Below are 16,710 nucleotides of genomic sequence, written 5' to 3' on the forward strand. Positions count from 1 at the left end.
GTGGGGTCGAGGGTGTCGGTCATGGTCCTTCTCTGCTCGTACGGCTCGGGCGGTGGGCGCGGGGACTACACGTCCAGGAACCGCACGTCCTTGGCATTGCGGGTGATGAACGAGCGGCGCGACTCGACGTCCTCGCCCATGAGGATCGAGAACAGCTCGTCGGCCGTAGCGGCGTCGTCGAGGGTGACCTGCAGCAGCAACCGGTTTGCCGGGTCCATCGTGGTCTCCCACAGTTCCTTGGCGTTCATCTCGCCGAGGCCCTTGTAGCGCTGGATGCCCTCGTCCTTCGGCAGCTTCTTGCCCGCCGCCCGGCCGGCCTCGAGGAGGCCCTGCAGCTCGCGGTCGGTGTAGGCGAACTCCGGCTCGGAGCCGCGGCCACCCCACTTGATCTTGTAGAGCGGTGGCTGGGCGAGGAACACGTGCCCGTGCTCCACGAGTGGCCGCATGAAGCGGAACAGCAGGGTGAGCAGCAGCGTGCGGATGTGCTGGCCGTCGACGTCGGCGTCGGCCATCAGGACGACCTTGTGGTAGCGCAGCTTCGCCACGTCGAACTCGTCGTGGATGCCGGTGCCCAGCGCCGTGATGATGGCCTGGACCTCGGTGTTCTTGAGGACGCGGTCGATACGCGCCTTCTCGACGTTGATGATCTTGCCGCGGATCGGCAGGATCGCCTGGAACATCGAGTCGCGACCCGACTTGGCCGAGCCCCCCGCGGAGTCGCCCTCCACGATGTAGACCTCGGACTTCGACGGGTCGGTGGACCGGCAGTCGGCCAGCTTGCCCGGCAGGCCGCCGATGTCGCCAGCGCTCTTGCGCCGCACGAGCTCCCTGGCCTTGCGCGCAGCGGCGCGAGCCTGCGCCGACTGCACCGCCTTGTTGACGATGGTGCGGGCCTCGGTGGGGTTGCGCTCGAACCAGTCGGCCAGCCACTCGTTGCTGACGCGCTGCACGAACGACTTCACCTCGGTGTTGCCCAGCTTCGTCTTGGTCTGCCCCTCGAACTGGGGTTCCTTGACCTTCACGGAGACGATGGCGGCGAGCCCCTCGCGGATGTCGTCGCCCGACAGCGCGGGGTCCTTCTCCTTGAGCAGCTTCTTGTCGCGCGCGTAGCGGTTGACCGTGGTGGTGAGCGCGGAGCGGAAGCCCTCCTCGTGGGTGCCGCCCTCGTGCGTGTTGATCGTGTTGGCGAACGTGTAGACCGACTCCGTGTAGCCGGAGTTCCACTGCATCGCCACCTCGACCTGGTGGCCCGTGCCCTCACCCGTGAACGAGACGAGCTTCTTGTGGATCGGGTCCTTGCTCTTGTTCAGGTGCGCGACGAAGTCCTCGAGCCCGTTCGGGTAGCAGAACGTGTACTCCTTGACCTTCGCCACGTAGCCCTCGGCGTCGGGCTCCTCCGCCTCGCCGTTGTCGCCGTTGCGCTCATCGCGCAGCGTGATCGTGAGGCCCTTGTTGAGGAAGGCCATCTCCTGCAGGCGGCGGCGGATCGTCTCGATGTTGTAGGTCAGCGTCTCGAAGATGTCGCCGTCGGCCCAGTACGTGACCGTGCTGCCCGTCTTCTTCGTGGGCTCGCCCTTGCGGAGCGGCCCGGGCACCGAGCGCGCGTAGTGCTGCCGCCAGACGAAGCCGTCGGTGTGGATCTCGACGTCGAGCGCTGTGGACAGCGCGTTGACCACGGACACCCCGACGCCGTGCAGGCCGCCGGACACCGCGTAGGAGTCGCTGTCGAACTTCCCGCCCGCGTGCAGCATGGTGAGCACCATCTCGACGGCGGGGCGCTTCTCCACCGGGTGCATGCCGACGGGGATGCCACGGCCGTCGTCGACCACGCGCACCCCGCCGTCGTCCTGCAGCGTGACCTCGACGCGCGTGGCGTAGCCGGCCATCGCCTCGTCGACGGCGTTGTCCACGACCTCCCAGATCAGGTGGTGCAGGCCGCGCTCACCGGTGGACCCGATGTACATGCCGGGGCGCTTGCGAACCGCCTCCAGCCCCTCGAGCACAGTGATGGACGACGCGCTGTAGGCGTTCTTCTTCTCCGGCACGGGCTGCCTGTCTCCTCGCCACGAGGGCCCGTCGGCCGGGAACGCGCGGGTAAGCGCCGTCCGACGTCGGGGCCTTTCGACCGGGCGATCGGGGAGCGCCCGGAACACGTCTCCCATCATACCGGTGCGCTACGACAGAAACGCGCCTAGGAGACCCCTCAAATCGTCTCAGACAGCCGATCGTGGACTTCGGCGGGTCACGACGGCCGCGCGGGGGTTGCGAACGGGCTGTGGGGCAGTCACGCGGCGCTGAGTCGCCGTCTGCCGCCCCGGCCGCCCGAACGGCGGCCTCCGCCCAGGTCAGCCGTAGGTGTCGCGCGGTCCGCGGCCCCGCACGTGCCGTGGACCGTGGCGCCAGCTCGGCCCCGACGGCGCCACCACGCGGATCCTGCGCACCACGTCCTTGCCCACCGCGGCCGCGAGCCGGACCAGCAGCTGACGCTGCAACGTGCGCAGCTGCGTGGCCCACGCCGTCGACTCGGCCTGCAGCACCAGCTCACCGTCACGCAGCGACAGCGGGGTGCAGTGGTCGGCGATCTCCGAGCCCACCAGGTTCGGCCACCGCCCGAGCACGGTGGCGTCCGTGAGGCGCGGCGACCAGCCGCGGTCCAGCGACACCCGGGACACGAGCCTGCCGAACGGCTGCGGGTCACGGTCGTCCGGTCCGGGACCGGACCACCGCCGTCGCCTGCTCCGGCCCGCCGCCGGCTTGCGCCCCTGCCGTTCCGCGGACCGCTGCGCGGTGCGTTCCGCCGACGCCTCGCGGGCGGCCCGGAGCGCCTCGCGGGCGATGTCGGCGCCCCTCCCCGCGGCGGCCGAGCGCCCAGCGGTTCCGCTCGATTCATCCCCAGGCCTGGGGACAGCAGGACTCGAAGGAGGCGCGTTGGGCGGTTCTCGACGCACGGCGGGCGGTCGTTTCTGCTCGTCATCACCAGGGGAGCGGAAGTTATCCACAGTATCCACAACCTTGTACACAGGTGTCAGAGATCACACGGACTGCGCTGACGTGGCCTCTTGCGGAAGTCGCTCGACAGTACCGCCGCCCACCGCAAACCGGACGCCGGACAGGCCGTCGGGTACGTCCTCGGGCACCGCGGCGGTGATCAGCACCTGCTCGGCGCGACGGGCGACCGCGGCCAGCGCGCTGCGCCGCCGGGAGTCCAGCTCGGCGAACACGTCGTCGAGCACGAGGACCGGCTCGACGTCGTCGTCACGCAGCAGCCGGTAGGAGCCGAGCCGGAGCGCGAGCGCGAGCGCCCACGACTCCCCGTGGCTGGCGTACCCCTTCGCCGGCCCGTCGCCCAGCCGCAGTTCGAGGTCGTCACGGTGCGGCCCGACCAGGCACACGCCCCGCTCCACCTCCTGACGGCGCACCGCGGCCAGCGCCTCGATGAGGAGGACCTCGAGCTCGGCAACCGAGGTCGGCAGCTCCCCCTCGAGGCTCGAGCGATACACCAGCGCGATGGGGTCGGAGGTGGGCGCGACCTCGGCGAACGCCTCGACGGCGAACGGGCCGATGGCCGCCACCAGCTCCAGGCGGCCGGCCAGCAACTCCGCCCCGTGCCGGGCGAGGTGGCCGTCCCACACGTCGAGCGTGCTCAGGTCGCCACCGGAGGCGTCGGCCGAGCGGCCGGAGTAGCGGCTGTTGCGCGCGGTCTTGAGCAGCGCCGACCGCTGCCGGAGCACCCGGTCGTAATCGGCCCGCACCGCGGCGTACCGCGGAAACCGCGACACCAACAGGTCGTCGAGGAACCGGCGGCGCTCGCCGGGATCGCCCCGAACCAGCGCGAGGTCCTCCGGCGCGAACAGCACCGTCCGCAGGATCCCCAGCACGTCACGCGTCTTCGCGACCGGTGCCCGGTTCACCCGCGCGCGGTTGGCCCGGCCGGCCGTGATCTCCAGCTCGATGCCCAGCTCACGCCCGTGGTGCACGACCAGCCCGCGCACCACGGCCCGCTCGGCGCCCCGCCGGATCAGCGGAGCATCGGTGGCGACCCGGTGCGAACCCAGCGTGGCCAGGTACCCGACGGCCTCGACGAGGTTGGTCTTGCCCACTCCGTTCGGGCCGACGAGGACCGTGACGCCGGGCTCCAGCTCGAGCTCGGCCTGCTCCCACGACCGGAAGTCGGCGACGGCGAGACGCCGCAGGTGCATCAGCTCTGGGTCGAGCCCGTGCCCGAGCTCGGCCCCGCGTGCTCGCCGGGCGTGCCCGACGGTCCGGCGGCCGACTTCACCGCGTGCCCACCGAACTGGTGGCGCAGTGCGGCCACGGCCTTCATCGAGGGCGAGACCTCCTGGCGCGAGCCGAACCGGGCGAACAGCGCCGCGGAGATCACCGGAAGCGGCACCGCGTGCTTGATCGCCTCCTCGATCGTCCACCGACCTTCGCCGGAGTCCTCGACGTAGTCGTCGAGGGAGGCGAGGCCCGGGTCGTCCTTCAGCGCCGCGACCAGCAGGTCGAGCAGCCACGAGCGCACGACCGTGCCACGGGACCAGGCCTGCAGGACACCCGGTACATCGGTGATCAGGTCGACCGCCGACAGCAGCTCGAAGCCCTCGGCGTAGGCCTGCATCAGGCCGTACTCGATGCCGTTGTGGACCATCTTGGAGAAATGGCCGGCGCCGACCGGGCCCGCATGCACGAAGCCCTCCTCGCGCGGCCCCTCGGGGCGGAGCGCGTCGAAGATCGGGAGCGCGCGCTCGACGTGCTCCGCCGACCCGCCGGCCATCAGCCCGTAGCCGTTGTCCTTGCCCCAGATCCCGCCGGACACGCCGACGTCGAGGTAGCCGATCCCCTTCTCGTCGAGCAGCGCGGCGTTCGGACCATCGTCGGTGTAGCGGGAGTTGCCGCCGTCGATCACGAGGTCACCCGGCTCGAGCACGTCGGCGAGCGCGCGCACGGTGCTCCGGGTGGGCTCGCCCGATGGCACCATCACCCACACCACGCGCGGCGCGGTGAGGGCCGCCGCCAGCGAGGCGAGCGAGTCGACATCGGTCACGTCCGGGCGGGGGTCGTACCCGACCACCTCGTGCCCCGAGGCACGAAGCCGGTCGCGCATGTTGCCACCCATCCGGCCCAGACCGATCAGTCCGAGTTGCACGGTTCCACTCCTGGTGTGTCTCGTCGGGGGGAGCTCGCCCGCGCTCGTACCGATCAGCCGGGGAGGCGAACGGGCATCAGCAGGTGCAGGTAGCCGGGCACCGGCTCTGCAGTCTCCTCGCCGCCATTGTCCTCCGCAGGCGCGGCCGGCACCGGCCGGACGAGGGCCGGGCGGTTCGGCGTGGTGAAGGTCAGCTGGGCGCGGGCGGTGTGCAGCGCGCCGAGCGAGTCGAGCAGATAACCGGGGTTGAACGCGATGGTGAGCGGGCCGCCGTCGAGCTCACACGGGAGTTCTTCCTCCGCGCTGCCCACGTCGTCGCCGCCCGCGGCGAGCCGGAGACCGTCCTCGCCGAACTCCATACGCACCTGAGCCACGCGGTCGGTGACGAGTGCCACCCGCTTGATCGCCTCGACCAGCGGCGCGACCTCGATGACGGCGGCGCTGGTGTGCTCTGCCGGGATGAGCTGACGGAAACGCGGGAACTCCGCGTCGAGCAGCCGGGTGGTGGCGCGCCTGCCCGCGCCGGTGATGCCGAGCATCCCGTCGCCCGCCGAGAGTGCGAGCTCGACGGTGCCGGCACCGGCGAGCGTCTTGGCGACCTCGGCGAGCGTGCGGGCCGGGATCAGGACCGCGCTGGACTGCGCGGCGTCCTCCGGGGTCCAGTCCAGCTCGCGGACCGCCAGCCGGAACCGGTCGGTGGCGGCGAGGGTGAGCCGCGCCCCCTCGATCTCCAGCCGGATGCCGGTGAGCATCGGAAGCGTGTCGTCGCGGCCGGCGGCGACCGCGACCTGGGCGACCGCCTGTGCGAGCTCGCTCGCGGCCACGGTGCCCGCGAGCTGCGGCATGGCCGGCAGCTGGGGATAGTCCTCGACCGGCATCGTCGGCAGGCTGAACCGGCTGTTGCCGCAGTTGATCGTGGCGCGTGACCCGTCGACCACCAGGTCGACCGGCTTGGACGGCAGCGCGCGGGTGATGTCGGCGAGCAGCCGGCCGGACACCAGTACGCGGCCCGGGTCGCCGATGGTGGCGTCCAACTCGACGCGGGCCGAGGTCTCGTAGTCGAACCCCGAGACTGTCAGCCGATCACCGTCCGCACCGCCGGACGCCTCGATGAGGACGCCACCCAGCACCGGGACCGGTGGCCGCGCCGGAAGGCTGCGAGCCACCCAGGCGGCCGCGTCGGCCAGGACGTCGCGTTCGACCCGAAACTTCATGGGGGACCTCTCGCACTGGCGGTGTGGGGGACGAGCTCGGGTGGACCCATCGGCGGGAGGCCGAGTGGTCGTTGCCGGTCGAGGCGCCGGGCACCCGCTGGGTCCGCCCGGCACGGCCTGAGCCGGAAGCCCACCGTAGAGCCTCCGGACCGCAGGTGTCATCCCGGCCAGGGTGCGACCCGATCCGGCTTCCGCTCCGAATCCATCCACGTCGCTTGTTCTTGTGTAGTTCTCCAGGAAGGGAACAACAGCAGTAGTACTAGGGCCTGTGGGTAGTGTGGATGGACAGCGTTTCCGCAGGTCACGCGGTGCGGCGTCCTGTGGATCGAGCTGGGGGTCACAGGGTGGTCTGCGAGCCCGCCCGGTGGATGGCGGCGGTGGGACCCGATCTGTCCCCCGGCTGAACACCGGTTGTCCACCGTTTCGACCCGATCCGTCCACGGGCCCCAACTCGTCCATCCACAGAGTTGTCCCCAGATGTGGGTGAAGAGTGGTCGTGTGAGAACGCTGTGCGACTGGTTTCCCTGGTTCCACACGGGTCGCGGCGCGGTGCTGAACTCACAGAGTTCCCTCCCGACACAGGGTTGAGGACGCTGAGTCACCGGTTTGGCCGTATTGAACACGGCGCGTCATGAGATGGAACGCCGACGGACCCCCGGTGTGCGCCGAACGGCGGTACACAAGCGCACGGCGGGGCGCCGGGAAGAGGGCGCGACCGGGATCCACAGAGCCGGCGCGCCGCCGCAACCCGCCGCAGACCGGCTCGGTGAGGGGCATCAACGCCTCCGTACCGAGCGCACAGCACGCGATACGGGCGGAGTGGGGCGGATGGCCTTATTACTACGGGTGCGCTGGAGGCGGTGAACGCAGCGCTCAGTGCCGGGCGCGCTGCTTGATGCGCGCCGTCAGCTCCTGGACCTGTTCGAAGGTCTTGCGACGTTGTGCGATCTCGTTGCGGATCTTCTTGTCCGCGTGCATGACGGTGGTGTGGTCGCGACCGCCGAAGGTCTGGCCGATCCGCGGCAACGACAGGTCCGTCAGCTCCCGGCACAGATACATGGCGATCTGCCGGGACTGCGCGAGCGCCTTCGTCTTACCCGGCCCGCACAGCTCGTCCATCGTGACGCCGAAGAACTCGGCGGTGACCGCCATGATCGTGGGCGCCGTGATCTCGGACGCAGCCGAGTCGGGGATCAGGTCCCGCAGCACGATCTCGGCGAGCTGGGTGTCGACCGGCTGCCGGTTCAGCGACGCGAACGCCGTGACGCGGATGAGCGCACCCTCGAGCTCCCGGATGTTGCGCTCGATGCGCTCGGCGATGAACTCCAGGACGTCACCGGGTACCGCGAGCCGATCCTGGGCGGCCTTCTTCCTCAGGATGGCGATCCGCGTCTCCAGCTCGGGCGGCTGGATGTCGGTGATCAGGCCCCACTCGAAGCGGGTGCGCATCCGGTCCTCGAGCGTCTCCAGCCGCTTGGGCGGGCGGTCCGAGGACACGACGATCTGCTTGTTGGCGTTGTGCAACGTGTTGAAGGTGTGGAAGAACTCCTCCTGGGTGCCTTCCTTGCCCTCCAGGAACTGGATGTCGTCCACCAGCAGCACGTCGACGTCCCGGTAGCGGCGCTGGAAGGCCACCTTCCGGTCGTCGCGCAGCGAGTTGATGAAGTCGTTCGTGAACTCCTCGGTGGACACGTACCGCACCCGCATGCCGGGGAACAGCCGTTGGGCGTAGTGCCCGACCGCGTGCAACAGGTGGGTCTTGCCCAGCCCGGAGTCGCCCCAGATGAACAGCGGGTTGTACGCGCGCGCCGGCGCCTCGGCCACAGCGACCGCGGCCGCGTGGCTGAACCGGTTGGACGCACCGATGACGAACGTGTCGAAGGTGTACTTCTCGTTCAGCCGCGTCTGCGAGCGTGGAGTGACCTGCTCACCCGCAGGCGGCCCGGAGTAGGTGGGCCACACCTCCGGCGTGCGCCCGTCGATGCCGGAGCCGCCGTTGCCGCCGCCCAGGTGTCCGCCGTTGCCGCCGCCGAGGTGCGCACCGGCAGGCTCGCCCAGCGCCAGCGGACCGGTGATCGGCAACGCCGACCCGTTCGAGCCGGTGAAGTCGTCGCGTTGGGGCGGGTCGGCACTGCCCTGTCCGCCGTGGCCCTGCCCGCCGCCGTGCATGGGCCCGTGCCCCCCGCCGGTGACGGCGGCGTTGGGGCGCGTGCTCGCGCCGGGCGGGTCGGGCACCTCGGTGCCACCGCCCGCCGCCGAGGCGTCGACGACGACCGCGAGGTTCACCGCCACCCCGAGGTGCCTGCCCAGCGCATCACTGATGGGACGACGCAGGATCCGCTCGATCGCGTCCTTGGCGAACTCGCTCGGAGCGGCGAGGAGCGCAGTGCCGTCGATCAGCCCGAGTGGGCGGGTGAGACGGAGGAATGCGCGCTGCTGCTGGGAAAGAGTGTGGGCTCCGGAGCCCGACGAGGCCCCCGAGAGGTCCGCGATCACACGGTTCCAGACCTGACCCAGGTCTCCTGGTTGGTCGGGCACCGGTCCGCGCTCCCCTCCGGTCGTTCACCCCGGACGTTCTTGCGCCCGATCGGTCGATCATCCCCAGGCTTGTCCACACCTGTGCGCAAGACGCTACGCGGGCACGCAGCGCTGAATGCGTGCGGGCCCGTGCAGGTGATGGTGGCCGGTGTCGGCGATCCCCCCGGATCGAACTGTGGAGGGGGGACGCTAACAACAGTGACGGCTTGCCACAAGCCGCCTGGTCGCGCAAGGCTGCAACGGGATGACGAGGACCGGCCTGGTTTGACCCTCTGTGCGGCGGCTGCGTACCCTGGACTGAACCGCGCCCGCGCAGGTGAGCCCAGTGCTGTCCATGGATGGTCTCGGCTCGTGCGGGTGTCGCAGCACCACCGTCCGAACCCGAAGCACGATGATCATCGACGGCTGCTCTGCCGCCGTCGACCCCAGGAGAGCCGACCGTGAGCAAGGGCAAGCGCACCTTCCAGCCGAACAACCGCCGCCGGGCCCGTACCCACGGCTTCCGGTTGCGGATGCGTACCCGCGCCGGCCGGGCCATCGTCGCCGCCCGCCGCGGCAAGGGCCGCGAGCGGCTCTCGGCCTGATTCGGCCGTCCCGGTGTTGCCGGCCGGATCCCGGCTCACGCGCCGGGACGAGTTCGCTTCCGTCGTCCGGCGGGGTCGACGCAGCGGCCGATCACGGCTCGTCGTCCACCTCCGTCGCGCCGACGGTGGGAGCGAGCCACGAGCGGGGTTCGTCGTGAGCAAAGCAGTCGGAAACGCCGTCGTCCGTCACCGGGTGACGCGTCGGCTCCGGCATCTCGTCGTGCCACGGCTCCGGCAGCTACCGCTGGACACCCTCCTCGTGGTCCGGGCACTCCCGCCCGCTGCAGCCGCCTCGTCGGCCGAGCTGGGCGAGGACCTCGACGCCGGCCTGCGGGGCGCGCTGCGAAAGCTCTCCGGAGCACGCGGTGAGTGACCCCGCGGGCCGTTCCGTCGTGGCGCGGGTCCTGATCGGTCTGCTGCACGGGTACCAGCGCTGGGTCTCGCCCGCGCTGCCCCCGACGTGCCGCTTCTACCCCACCTGTAGTGCCTATGCGGTCGAGGCGCTGCAGGTGCACGGCGTGCTGCGGGGCTCGTGGCTCACGCTCTGTCGGTTGCTGCGGTGCGCGCCGTGGCACCCTGGCGGTATCGACCCGGTGCCACCGCGCCGTCCCCGCCCGGCCCGGAACCACATCGAGGAGCAAGCGCCGTGCTGAACTTCATCTACTACCCGGTCTCGTTCATCCTCTGGGTATGGCACAAGGCGTTCGGCTACCTCTTCGGTGAGGCCAGCGGCATCACCTGGGCCCTCGCCGTCATTTTCCTGGTCTTCACGCTGCGCGCGATCCTGTACAAGCCGTTCGTCGGCCAGGTGCGCTCCATGCGCAAGATGCAGGAGTTCCAGCCGGAGATCGCGAAGCTCCGCAAGAAGTATGCGAACGACCGGCAGAAGCAGGCCGAGGAGATGCAGAAGCTCCAGAAGGAGCACGGCGTCAACCCGGTAGCCGGCTGTCTCCCCGTTCTCGTCCAGGTACCGGTCTTCATCGGCCTCTTCCACGTGCTGCGCGAGTTCGGCCCGGTCCTCCCCAACGGCGCACCGCGCACCGAGAACTACTTCTTCGACGCGAAGGGCGTCGAGTCGTTCAACGACGCGAGCTTCTTCGGCGCGAAGCTGGGCGCCTGGATCGTCAACCCCAAGCCGCCGCTCGATGTCCTCGGGACCACCGTGGCGCATCAGCTGATCCCCATGATCCCCCTGATGATCATGGCGGGCATCTTCACCCACATCACGGCGCGACACTCGGTCGCCCGCCAGACGGCGGCGCAGGGCGAGAACCCGCAGACCGCGATCATGAACAAGCTGATGCTGTACGTCTTCCCGATCGGCGTCGTCGTCGGTGCGCCGTTCCTGCCGCTCGCTGTGCTTCTCTACTGGGTATCCAACAACCTGTGGACCCTCGGCCAGCAGTACGTCGTGTACCGGCGCATCGACGCCGAGGAGTCGACGAAGCGCGAGCAGGCGGCCACCACCCGGCAGGCGCTGGCACCTCGCCCCGGCCAGAAGCCGGTCCGCCCCGAGCCGGCCGTCGAGGAGCCCACGGCGAAGCGGCCCGGCGCGAAGCCGGTCGCCCGCAAGCCCACCACGCCTTCCAAGCCCACCGCAGCCTCCACGAACGGCGCCTCCAACGGCACGACCCCCGCTGCTACGCCGACGGCGGCAGCCGGCGGGGACGGGTCGGTCGCCAACGGGGACGGCTCCGTCCCCAACGGTGCGACGAGCGCGAACAGCACAGCAGGCGACTCCGCGAAGAGCCCACGCAGCGGCGGCGTGACCCGCTCGCCCGCGCGGCGCCCGCGCAAGCGCCGCTGACCACGAGCCATCCGCGGTCCGCCCTCGCCGGCGGCCGCAGCGGTGTGCCGGGTGACCGGCGTCATCGCAACCGTTTCGGAGAGGAGACGCATCGTGCCGAAGACTGCGCAGGACGGGGCCACCGAGAGCGTCGCCGCGAGCACCGCCGAGGACCAGCTGGTGCGCGAGGGCGACATCGCCGGTGACTACCTCGAGCGGCTACTCGACGTGCTCGACTACGACGGCGACATCGACCTCGACGTCGAGGCCGGGCGGGCGATCGTCAGCATCGACGGTGGCGAAGACCTCGACAAGCTGGTGGGCGAGCGGGGCGCGGTGCTCGAGGCACTACAGGAGCTCACCCGGCTCGCCGTCCAGCAGTCGTCCGGCAATCGGAGCCGGCTGATGCTCGACATCGCCGGGTGGCGGGAGGCGCGGCGCGAGGAGCTCACCAAGCTCGGGACCCGTACCGCGAAGGACGTGTTGGCGTCCGGGGAGTCCGTGCGGCTGCGCCCCATGACCCCCTTCGAGCGCAAGGTCGTGCACGACGCCGTCGCTCGCATCAAGGGCGTGTCGAGCGAGAGCGAGGGCGAGGAGCCGCGGCGGCAGGTCGTCGTCTTCCGCGGTGCCTGACCTCCCGGCCACCTCTGTTCCGATCGACGGGTTGGCCGGCTCCGTCTTCGGTGACCGGCTACCCCTCGCTCGGCGTTTCGCCGAGCATCTCGTCACCTCCGGTGTGGAGCGTGGTCTGATCGGACCCCGCGAAGCCCCCCGCGTCTGGGATCGGCACGTCCTCAACTGCGCCCTCGTCGCGGAACTCGTGCCGGATGGCGCGCGTCTTGTGGATGTGGGTTCGGGAGCGGGCCTCCCCGGGATACCGTTGGCGCTGGCTCGGCCCGATCTCGGCATCGTCCTCATCGAACCCCTCGCGCGTCGCGTGGAGTGGCTCCGCGAGGTGATCGCCGATCTCGGCCTGTCGGTGACAGTGGAGCGGGGTCGGGCCGAGGAGACTGTGGTCCGGCGGCGATGGGAGGGTGCCGACGTGGTGACCGCTCGCGCGGTCGCGCCCTTGGCGCGGCTTGCCGGTTGGAGCCTTCCGTTGCTGCGACCCGGCGGGATTCTACTCGCCATGAAGGGTGCCACTGCCCAGGCGGAGATCGAGCGGGACGCTGCTGCCGTCCGCAGGTTCGGCGGTGGGGTCCCACGGATCGAGCGAGCCGGCGTCGGAGTCATCGATCCCCCGAGCACGGTGGTCGTCATCGAGCGAGTGCGGGAGGCCGGGAAGCCCGACCGACCGCGCCGCAGGAGAGGGCAGGCGTGACGTTCAGAGTGTCCCAGCACGAGATGTCCCCACACCAGATGTCCCAGCGCGAGATGCTCCCTCCCGTTTCACGTGAAACACCGGGATGGACACCCATTGCCGAGGAGGCCGAACGCGCGGCCAGGGTGCTGCACCCTGACCGCCACCGGATGCCCCGTCCGTCGCATCGGCGGGTGATGACCGTCGCCAACCAGAAGGGCGGCGTCGGCAAGACCACGAGCACCGTCAACCTCGCTGCCGCGCTCGCGATGCACGGGGTCCGGGTGCTCGTCATCGACCTCGACCCGCAAGGCAACGCGAGCACCGCGCTCGCCGTCGAGCACCGGCTCGGCACGCCGTCGGTCTACGAGGCGTTGCTCGGCGAGATCCGCATCGCCGATGCGGCGGTCAGGAGCTCCGCCTCTCCCGACCTCCTGTGCGTCCCCGCCACGATCGACCTGGCCGGCGCGGAGATCGAGCTCGTCAGCATGGTCGCCAGGGAGAACCGGCTCAAGCAGGCGCTGTACGACGGCTCGCTCGACGAGCTCGGGGTCGACTACGTGTTCATCGACTGTCCCCCCTCGCTCGGGCTCCTCACCGTCAACGCCCTCGTGGCCGCCAGTGAGGTCCTGATCCCCATCCAGTGCGAGTACTACGCCCTGGAAGGGCTCGGGCAGCTGCTGAGCAACATCGACCTCGTGCGGTCGCACCTCAACACCGCCCTGCACGTCTCGACGATCCTGTTGACGATGTACGACGGCCGCACCAAGCTGGCCGACCAGGTCACCAACGAGGTCCGCAGCCACTTCGGCCCCACCGTCCTGCGCACGGTGATCCCCCGCAGCGTCAAGGTCTCCGAGGCGCCCGGGTACAGCCAGACCGTGCTGGCCTACGACCCCGGTTCGCGTGGAGCGATGAGCTACGTCGACGCGGCGCGTGAGATCTCCGAGCGTGGAGCCCGGATGGACCTTCCTGCCGATCCGGACGGGCGGTAGTCAGATGACCGAGCGGGGGACGCCTGTGGAGCGCGTGGCCACTCAGCGCAAGGGCGGGCTGGGACGCGGTCTGGCCGCGCTCATCCCGACTGCACCGGCAGCTCCGGCGCCGACCGCGGTCCTCACCGTCACCCCGGCCGCGCCGACCGGATCCTCGTCGGAGGGGCGCGGATCCCACCCCGTCGACCTGCCCACGTACCCGACCACTTCGTCGGTGGGCGGTGCGGTCTACCGCGAGATCGACCTCGCCGCGATCCGTCCCAACCCTCAGCAGCCGCGCACCAACTTCGACGATGAGAGCCTCGCCGAGCTGGAGCACTCGATCCGCGAGTTCGGGCTCCTGCAGCCGATCGTGGTCCGCGAGGCGACCTCCCCCGGTACCTATGAGCTCGTGATGGGCGAGCGCCGCTGGCGCGCCGCGCAGCGGGCGGGGCTGGCGCAGCTGCCGGCGATCGTCCGTCGCACCGGCGACGACGCGATGCTGCGCGACGCGTTGCTGGAGAACATCCACCGCGTCCAGCTCAACCCGCTCGACGAGGCGGCTGCCTACGAGCAGCTGCTCGCGGAGTTCGGTGTCACGCACACCGAGCTCGCCGACCGGCTGGGCCGGAGTCGACCGGTCGTCACCAACACGATCCGCTTGCTGAAGCTGCCGGTATCGGTGCAGCGCCGGGTGGCGGCGGGCGTGCTGTCCGCCGGCCACGCCCGCGCGCTGCTCGGGCTGGATGACGCGGGCCGGCAGGAGGAGCTCGCGGCTCGCATCATCGCCGAGGGCATGTCCGTCCGGGCCACCGAAGAGGCAGTCGTCCTTCTTCGGCGCGAGTCCCCTGCGTCCGCGAAACCGACTCGCCGCAAGCCGATGCTGGCGCCCGGCGTCGAGGACCTGGCGAACCGGCTGTCCGACACGTTCGACACGCGCGTGAAGGTCGAGCTGGGTCAGCGCAAGGGTCGGATCGTCGTGGAGTTCGGGTCGGTCGAGGATCTGGAACGGATCGCGAAGCTGATGGACCGCCCCGGCACGGAGTGACCCCCCGGCCCTGTTTCACGTGAAACAGGGCCACGGCCGTCCCGGAGCGGGCCCACCGCCCGCCGGGCCGCCCGCTGTTTCACGTGAAACAGCTCAGCCGCGGGCGACCGCTCGCTCGACGAGAGCCGCATAGAGGTCACCCAGCTTCATCCCGGCCGCCCGGACGGCGGTGGGCAGCAGCGAGGTCTCGGTGAGCCCCGGCGAGACGTTCACCTCGAGGATCTGCACCCGTCCTTCGGTGTCGACCACCGCGTCCATGCGCGAGACGTCCCGCAGCCCGAGTAGCTGGTGCGCGGCGAGCGCGGTCTCCGCCAGAGTCCCCAGCGTGGCCTCGTCGAGGCGCGCCGGGCAGTGGAACGTCGCGGCGCCCGGCGTGTAGCGGGCGGTGTAGTCGTAGACACCGCCCACGGCGTCGACCTCGACGGGAGGCAGCGCCCGCGGCTCGTCACCGTCGTGGACGACCGTGACGGCGACCTCCGTGCCGGCGACGAAGCGCTCGGCGAGCACCGTGTCGGCGTAGGCGAGGCAGCTGACCATCGCGGCGGGAAGCTCCGCTCGCTCGGTCACCACCTGGGAGCCGAGCGCTGAGCCGCCCTGGTCGGGCTTCAGCATCAGCGGCAGACCCAGGCGGTCGACCATCGCGTCCAGGACCGCCTGCGCGCCGAGCGCGCGGAACGTCGTGTGCGGCAGCGCGACCCAGTCCGGCGTGTCGAGTCCGGCGCGGGCCAACTCCGCCTTCGCCGTCGGCTTGTCCCAGGCGCGCCGGCAGGCCTGCGCGGGCGTCCCGACGAACGGCACCCCGAGTAGCTCGAGCACCGCCTGGACCGAGCCGTTCTCCCCCTCGCCCCCGTGCAGCGCGATCGCGACGGCGTCGGGCGGGTCGCTCCGGAGCCGCTCGACGAGCGCGGCGTCGACGTCCCACTCGCGTACGGATGCCCCAGCGTCGGACAGGGCGGCGGCGAGCCGCCGTCCGGATCGCAGGGACACCTCGCGCTCGTGGGACAGGCCCCCAGCCAGCACGGCCACAGTTCTCTCGGTCACCGCCGCATTCTCCGGCACGGCGATCTGTGATGCGGTCCCGGCTCGACGCCGCTCCGAGGTGAGCCGGGGGCCGAGCGTCGAGGTGCGCTCGCCCGTCCTCAGGTGAACGCGGCGCCCAACCCGCCCCGCGCCTCAGCGGCGACAGGATGCGTGTCGCGGACATGAGTTGCGCCAACGATCCACGTGGGAGTCGGCGGTCGGTGTCCGAACTCGGCGCTCCCTGCACGGAGACCTCCAGGCACTCTCGCGGGAGCCACCGGACCCTCGCCGCCGCGGCCCGTCCGGCACCGGTCCGCGGACGGGCGCGTTGTTTCACGTGGAACAGCGGGAGAGTTCTGCCCGCGGCACGCGTGCCTCGCATCGGATCGGGGGCTCGCCACGCAGGAGCGGGTGCTGCGCCAGGAGCGACTCGTGGACCTACGGAACCGGGCGGCAACGGGAGACGTGCGTCGGGCGGGCGTGCGACCCAGCGAGCAGGCGGGACGAGCCGTGGGTGCGGATGGCCGACAGATGGAGTCACGAGACTTGCCCCACCGAAGCGACCCCCGGCGCGGGGGACTCGCGCGAGCCACCCACCCAGGGAACTCGCCATTCGCTGCCGAGCGTCGGTCATGCGGGAACTGGATGCAGGCACCTCGGGTGGTGGTCCGCGAGTCTCCCCCCCCTCCCGGATCTCGGCGACTCGAGGCGTTCTGGCGCCTCGCGGACGGGGATGCGGGCAGTCCGTGCAGGAACTCGGCGACTCACACCTGCGACACGGCGAGTGCGGCTGACGCGCGGCTCGCACGTGGGCGCGGAGGTCGGTCCCGGTATCTGGCGGCCGCGGATGCGGTGTGCGCGCGGGATCTCGGCGGCTCGCGTCTCTGGGCCGGGGTCGCGTCCAGAGTCGTCTCGGCTCGCGGACGGGCGCGGGTGGCTCGTGCGCCGTGTTGTCGTGCGACTCCGCGCGACATGGACACATGTCGCTGTCGAGAGCGGGGTTCCGGCCGCGACATGTGTCCATATCGCGGTCAGGGCGGTTGAGCGGTGCTCGCTCGTCGGGCGCGCGGTCGTGCGCGGATCGGCGTCGCGGGTGGGGG

15 protein-coding genes are annotated in these 16,710 nt (G+C 71.0%); 8 read left to right on the top strand and 7 right to left on the bottom strand.

Annotation, left to right across the window (positions count from 1 at the left end):
- Window positions 1-65: 65 nt before the first annotated feature.
- The 6 genes from gyrB to dnaA all read right to left on the bottom strand — a co-directional run bounded on the left by gyrB (window position 66) and on the right by dnaA (window position 8,898).
- Complete coding sequence (gene gyrB / locus HF577_RS31205) at window positions 66-2,045, bottom strand: DNA topoisomerase (ATP-hydrolyzing) subunit B (RefSeq protein WP_169399586.1); 1,980 nt, start codon at window positions 2,043-2,045, stop codon at window positions 66-68.
- A gap of 300 nt (window positions 2,046-2,345) precedes the next feature.
- Window positions 2,346-3,020, bottom strand: a complete 675-nt coding sequence (locus tag HF577_RS31210) for a DciA family protein (RefSeq protein WP_312859501.1) — start codon at window positions 3,018-3,020, stop codon at window positions 2,346-2,348.
- 12 nt (window positions 3,021-3,032) lie between these two features.
- Window positions 3,033-4,199: a DNA replication/repair protein RecF gene (recF, locus tag HF577_RS31215; RefSeq protein ID WP_169399588.1), complete on the bottom strand. Its 1,167-nt coding sequence runs from the start codon at window positions 4,197-4,199 to the stop codon at window positions 3,033-3,035.
- On the bottom strand, window positions 4,199-5,146 hold the full coding sequence (gene gnd, locus HF577_RS31220; protein WP_169399589.1) for a phosphogluconate dehydrogenase (NAD(+)-dependent, decarboxylating): 948 nt from the start codon (window positions 5,144-5,146) through the stop codon (window positions 4,199-4,201). The genes recF and gnd overlap by 1 nt, the downstream gene beginning before the upstream one ends.
- 53 nt (window positions 5,147-5,199) lie before the next feature.
- Complete coding sequence (gene dnaN / locus HF577_RS31225; protein ID WP_169399590.1) at window positions 5,200-6,360, bottom strand: DNA polymerase III subunit beta; 1,161 nt, start codon at window positions 6,358-6,360, stop codon at window positions 5,200-5,202.
- Between the two features lie 873 nt (window positions 6,361-7,233).
- The gene (gene dnaA / locus HF577_RS31230; protein ID WP_169399591.1) at window positions 7,234-8,898 is read right to left on the bottom strand and encodes a chromosomal replication initiator protein DnaA; all 1,665 of its coding nucleotides are present in this window, start codon (window positions 8,896-8,898) and stop codon (window positions 7,234-7,236) included.
- A gap of 440 nt (window positions 8,899-9,338) precedes the next feature.
- Here dnaA and rpmH point away from each other — a divergent pair, with 440 nt between their 5' ends.
- The 8 genes from rpmH to HF577_RS31270 all read left to right on the top strand — a co-directional run bounded on the left by rpmH (window position 9,339) and on the right by HF577_RS31270 (window position 14,590).
- Entirely contained in the window at window positions 9,339-9,482 is a 144-nt protein-coding gene (gene rpmH, locus HF577_RS31235) for a 50S ribosomal protein L34 (RefSeq protein ID WP_169399592.1), read from the top strand.
- Between the two features lie 13 nt (window positions 9,483-9,495).
- Window positions 9,496-9,855 (top strand): ribonuclease P protein component, encoded by a 360-nt coding sequence (gene rnpA, locus HF577_RS31240; RefSeq protein ID WP_169399593.1) that lies wholly within the window; start codon window positions 9,496-9,498, stop codon window positions 9,853-9,855.
- 19 nt (window positions 9,856-9,874) lie between these two features.
- Window positions 9,875-10,135 (top strand): membrane protein insertion efficiency factor YidD, encoded by a 261-nt coding sequence (yidD, locus tag HF577_RS31245; protein WP_312859503.1) that lies wholly within the window; start codon window positions 9,875-9,877, stop codon window positions 10,133-10,135.
- Entirely contained in the window at window positions 10,129-11,289 is a 1,161-nt protein-coding gene (yidC, locus tag HF577_RS31250; RefSeq protein WP_169399595.1) for a membrane protein insertase YidC, read from the top strand. Before yidD ends, yidC begins: the two co-directional genes overlap by 7 nt.
- Before the next feature lie 93 nt (window positions 11,290-11,382).
- Window positions 11,383-11,901 carry a Jag family protein gene (locus HF577_RS31255; RefSeq protein WP_312859502.1) on the top strand — a complete coding sequence of 173 codons (519 nt, stop codon included), beginning with the start codon at window positions 11,383-11,385 and terminating at the stop codon, window positions 11,899-11,901.
- A 31-nt stretch (window positions 11,902-11,932) separates the two neighbouring features.
- Window positions 11,933-12,589 carry a 16S rRNA (guanine(527)-N(7))-methyltransferase RsmG gene (gene rsmG / locus HF577_RS31260; protein WP_169399596.1) on the top strand — a complete coding sequence of 219 codons (657 nt, stop codon included), beginning with the start codon at window positions 11,933-11,935 and terminating at the stop codon, window positions 12,587-12,589.
- Between the two features lie 53 nt (window positions 12,590-12,642).
- The gene (locus HF577_RS31265) at window positions 12,643-13,563 is read left to right on the top strand and encodes a ParA family protein (protein ID WP_407692257.1); all 921 of its coding nucleotides are present in this window, start codon (window positions 12,643-12,645) and stop codon (window positions 13,561-13,563) included.
- Window positions 13,564-13,567: 4 nt separating this feature from the next.
- On the top strand, window positions 13,568-14,590 hold the full coding sequence (locus tag HF577_RS31270; RefSeq protein ID WP_169399597.1) for a ParB/RepB/Spo0J family partition protein: 1,023 nt from the start codon (window positions 13,568-13,570) through the stop codon (window positions 14,588-14,590).
- 93 nt (window positions 14,591-14,683) lie between these two features.
- On the opposite strand, the gene HF577_RS31275 is transcribed toward HF577_RS31270, so the two are convergent.
- Window positions 14,684-15,631: a D-alanine--D-alanine ligase family protein gene (locus HF577_RS31275; RefSeq protein ID WP_169399598.1), complete on the bottom strand. Its 948-nt coding sequence runs from the start codon at window positions 15,629-15,631 to the stop codon at window positions 14,684-14,686.
- Window positions 15,632-16,710: the final 1,079 nt, after the last annotated feature.

The organism is Pseudonocardia xinjiangensis, from assembly GCF_012911925.1.
Lineage (GTDB): Bacteria > Actinomycetota > Actinomycetes > Mycobacteriales > Pseudonocardiaceae > Pseudonocardia > Pseudonocardia xinjiangensis.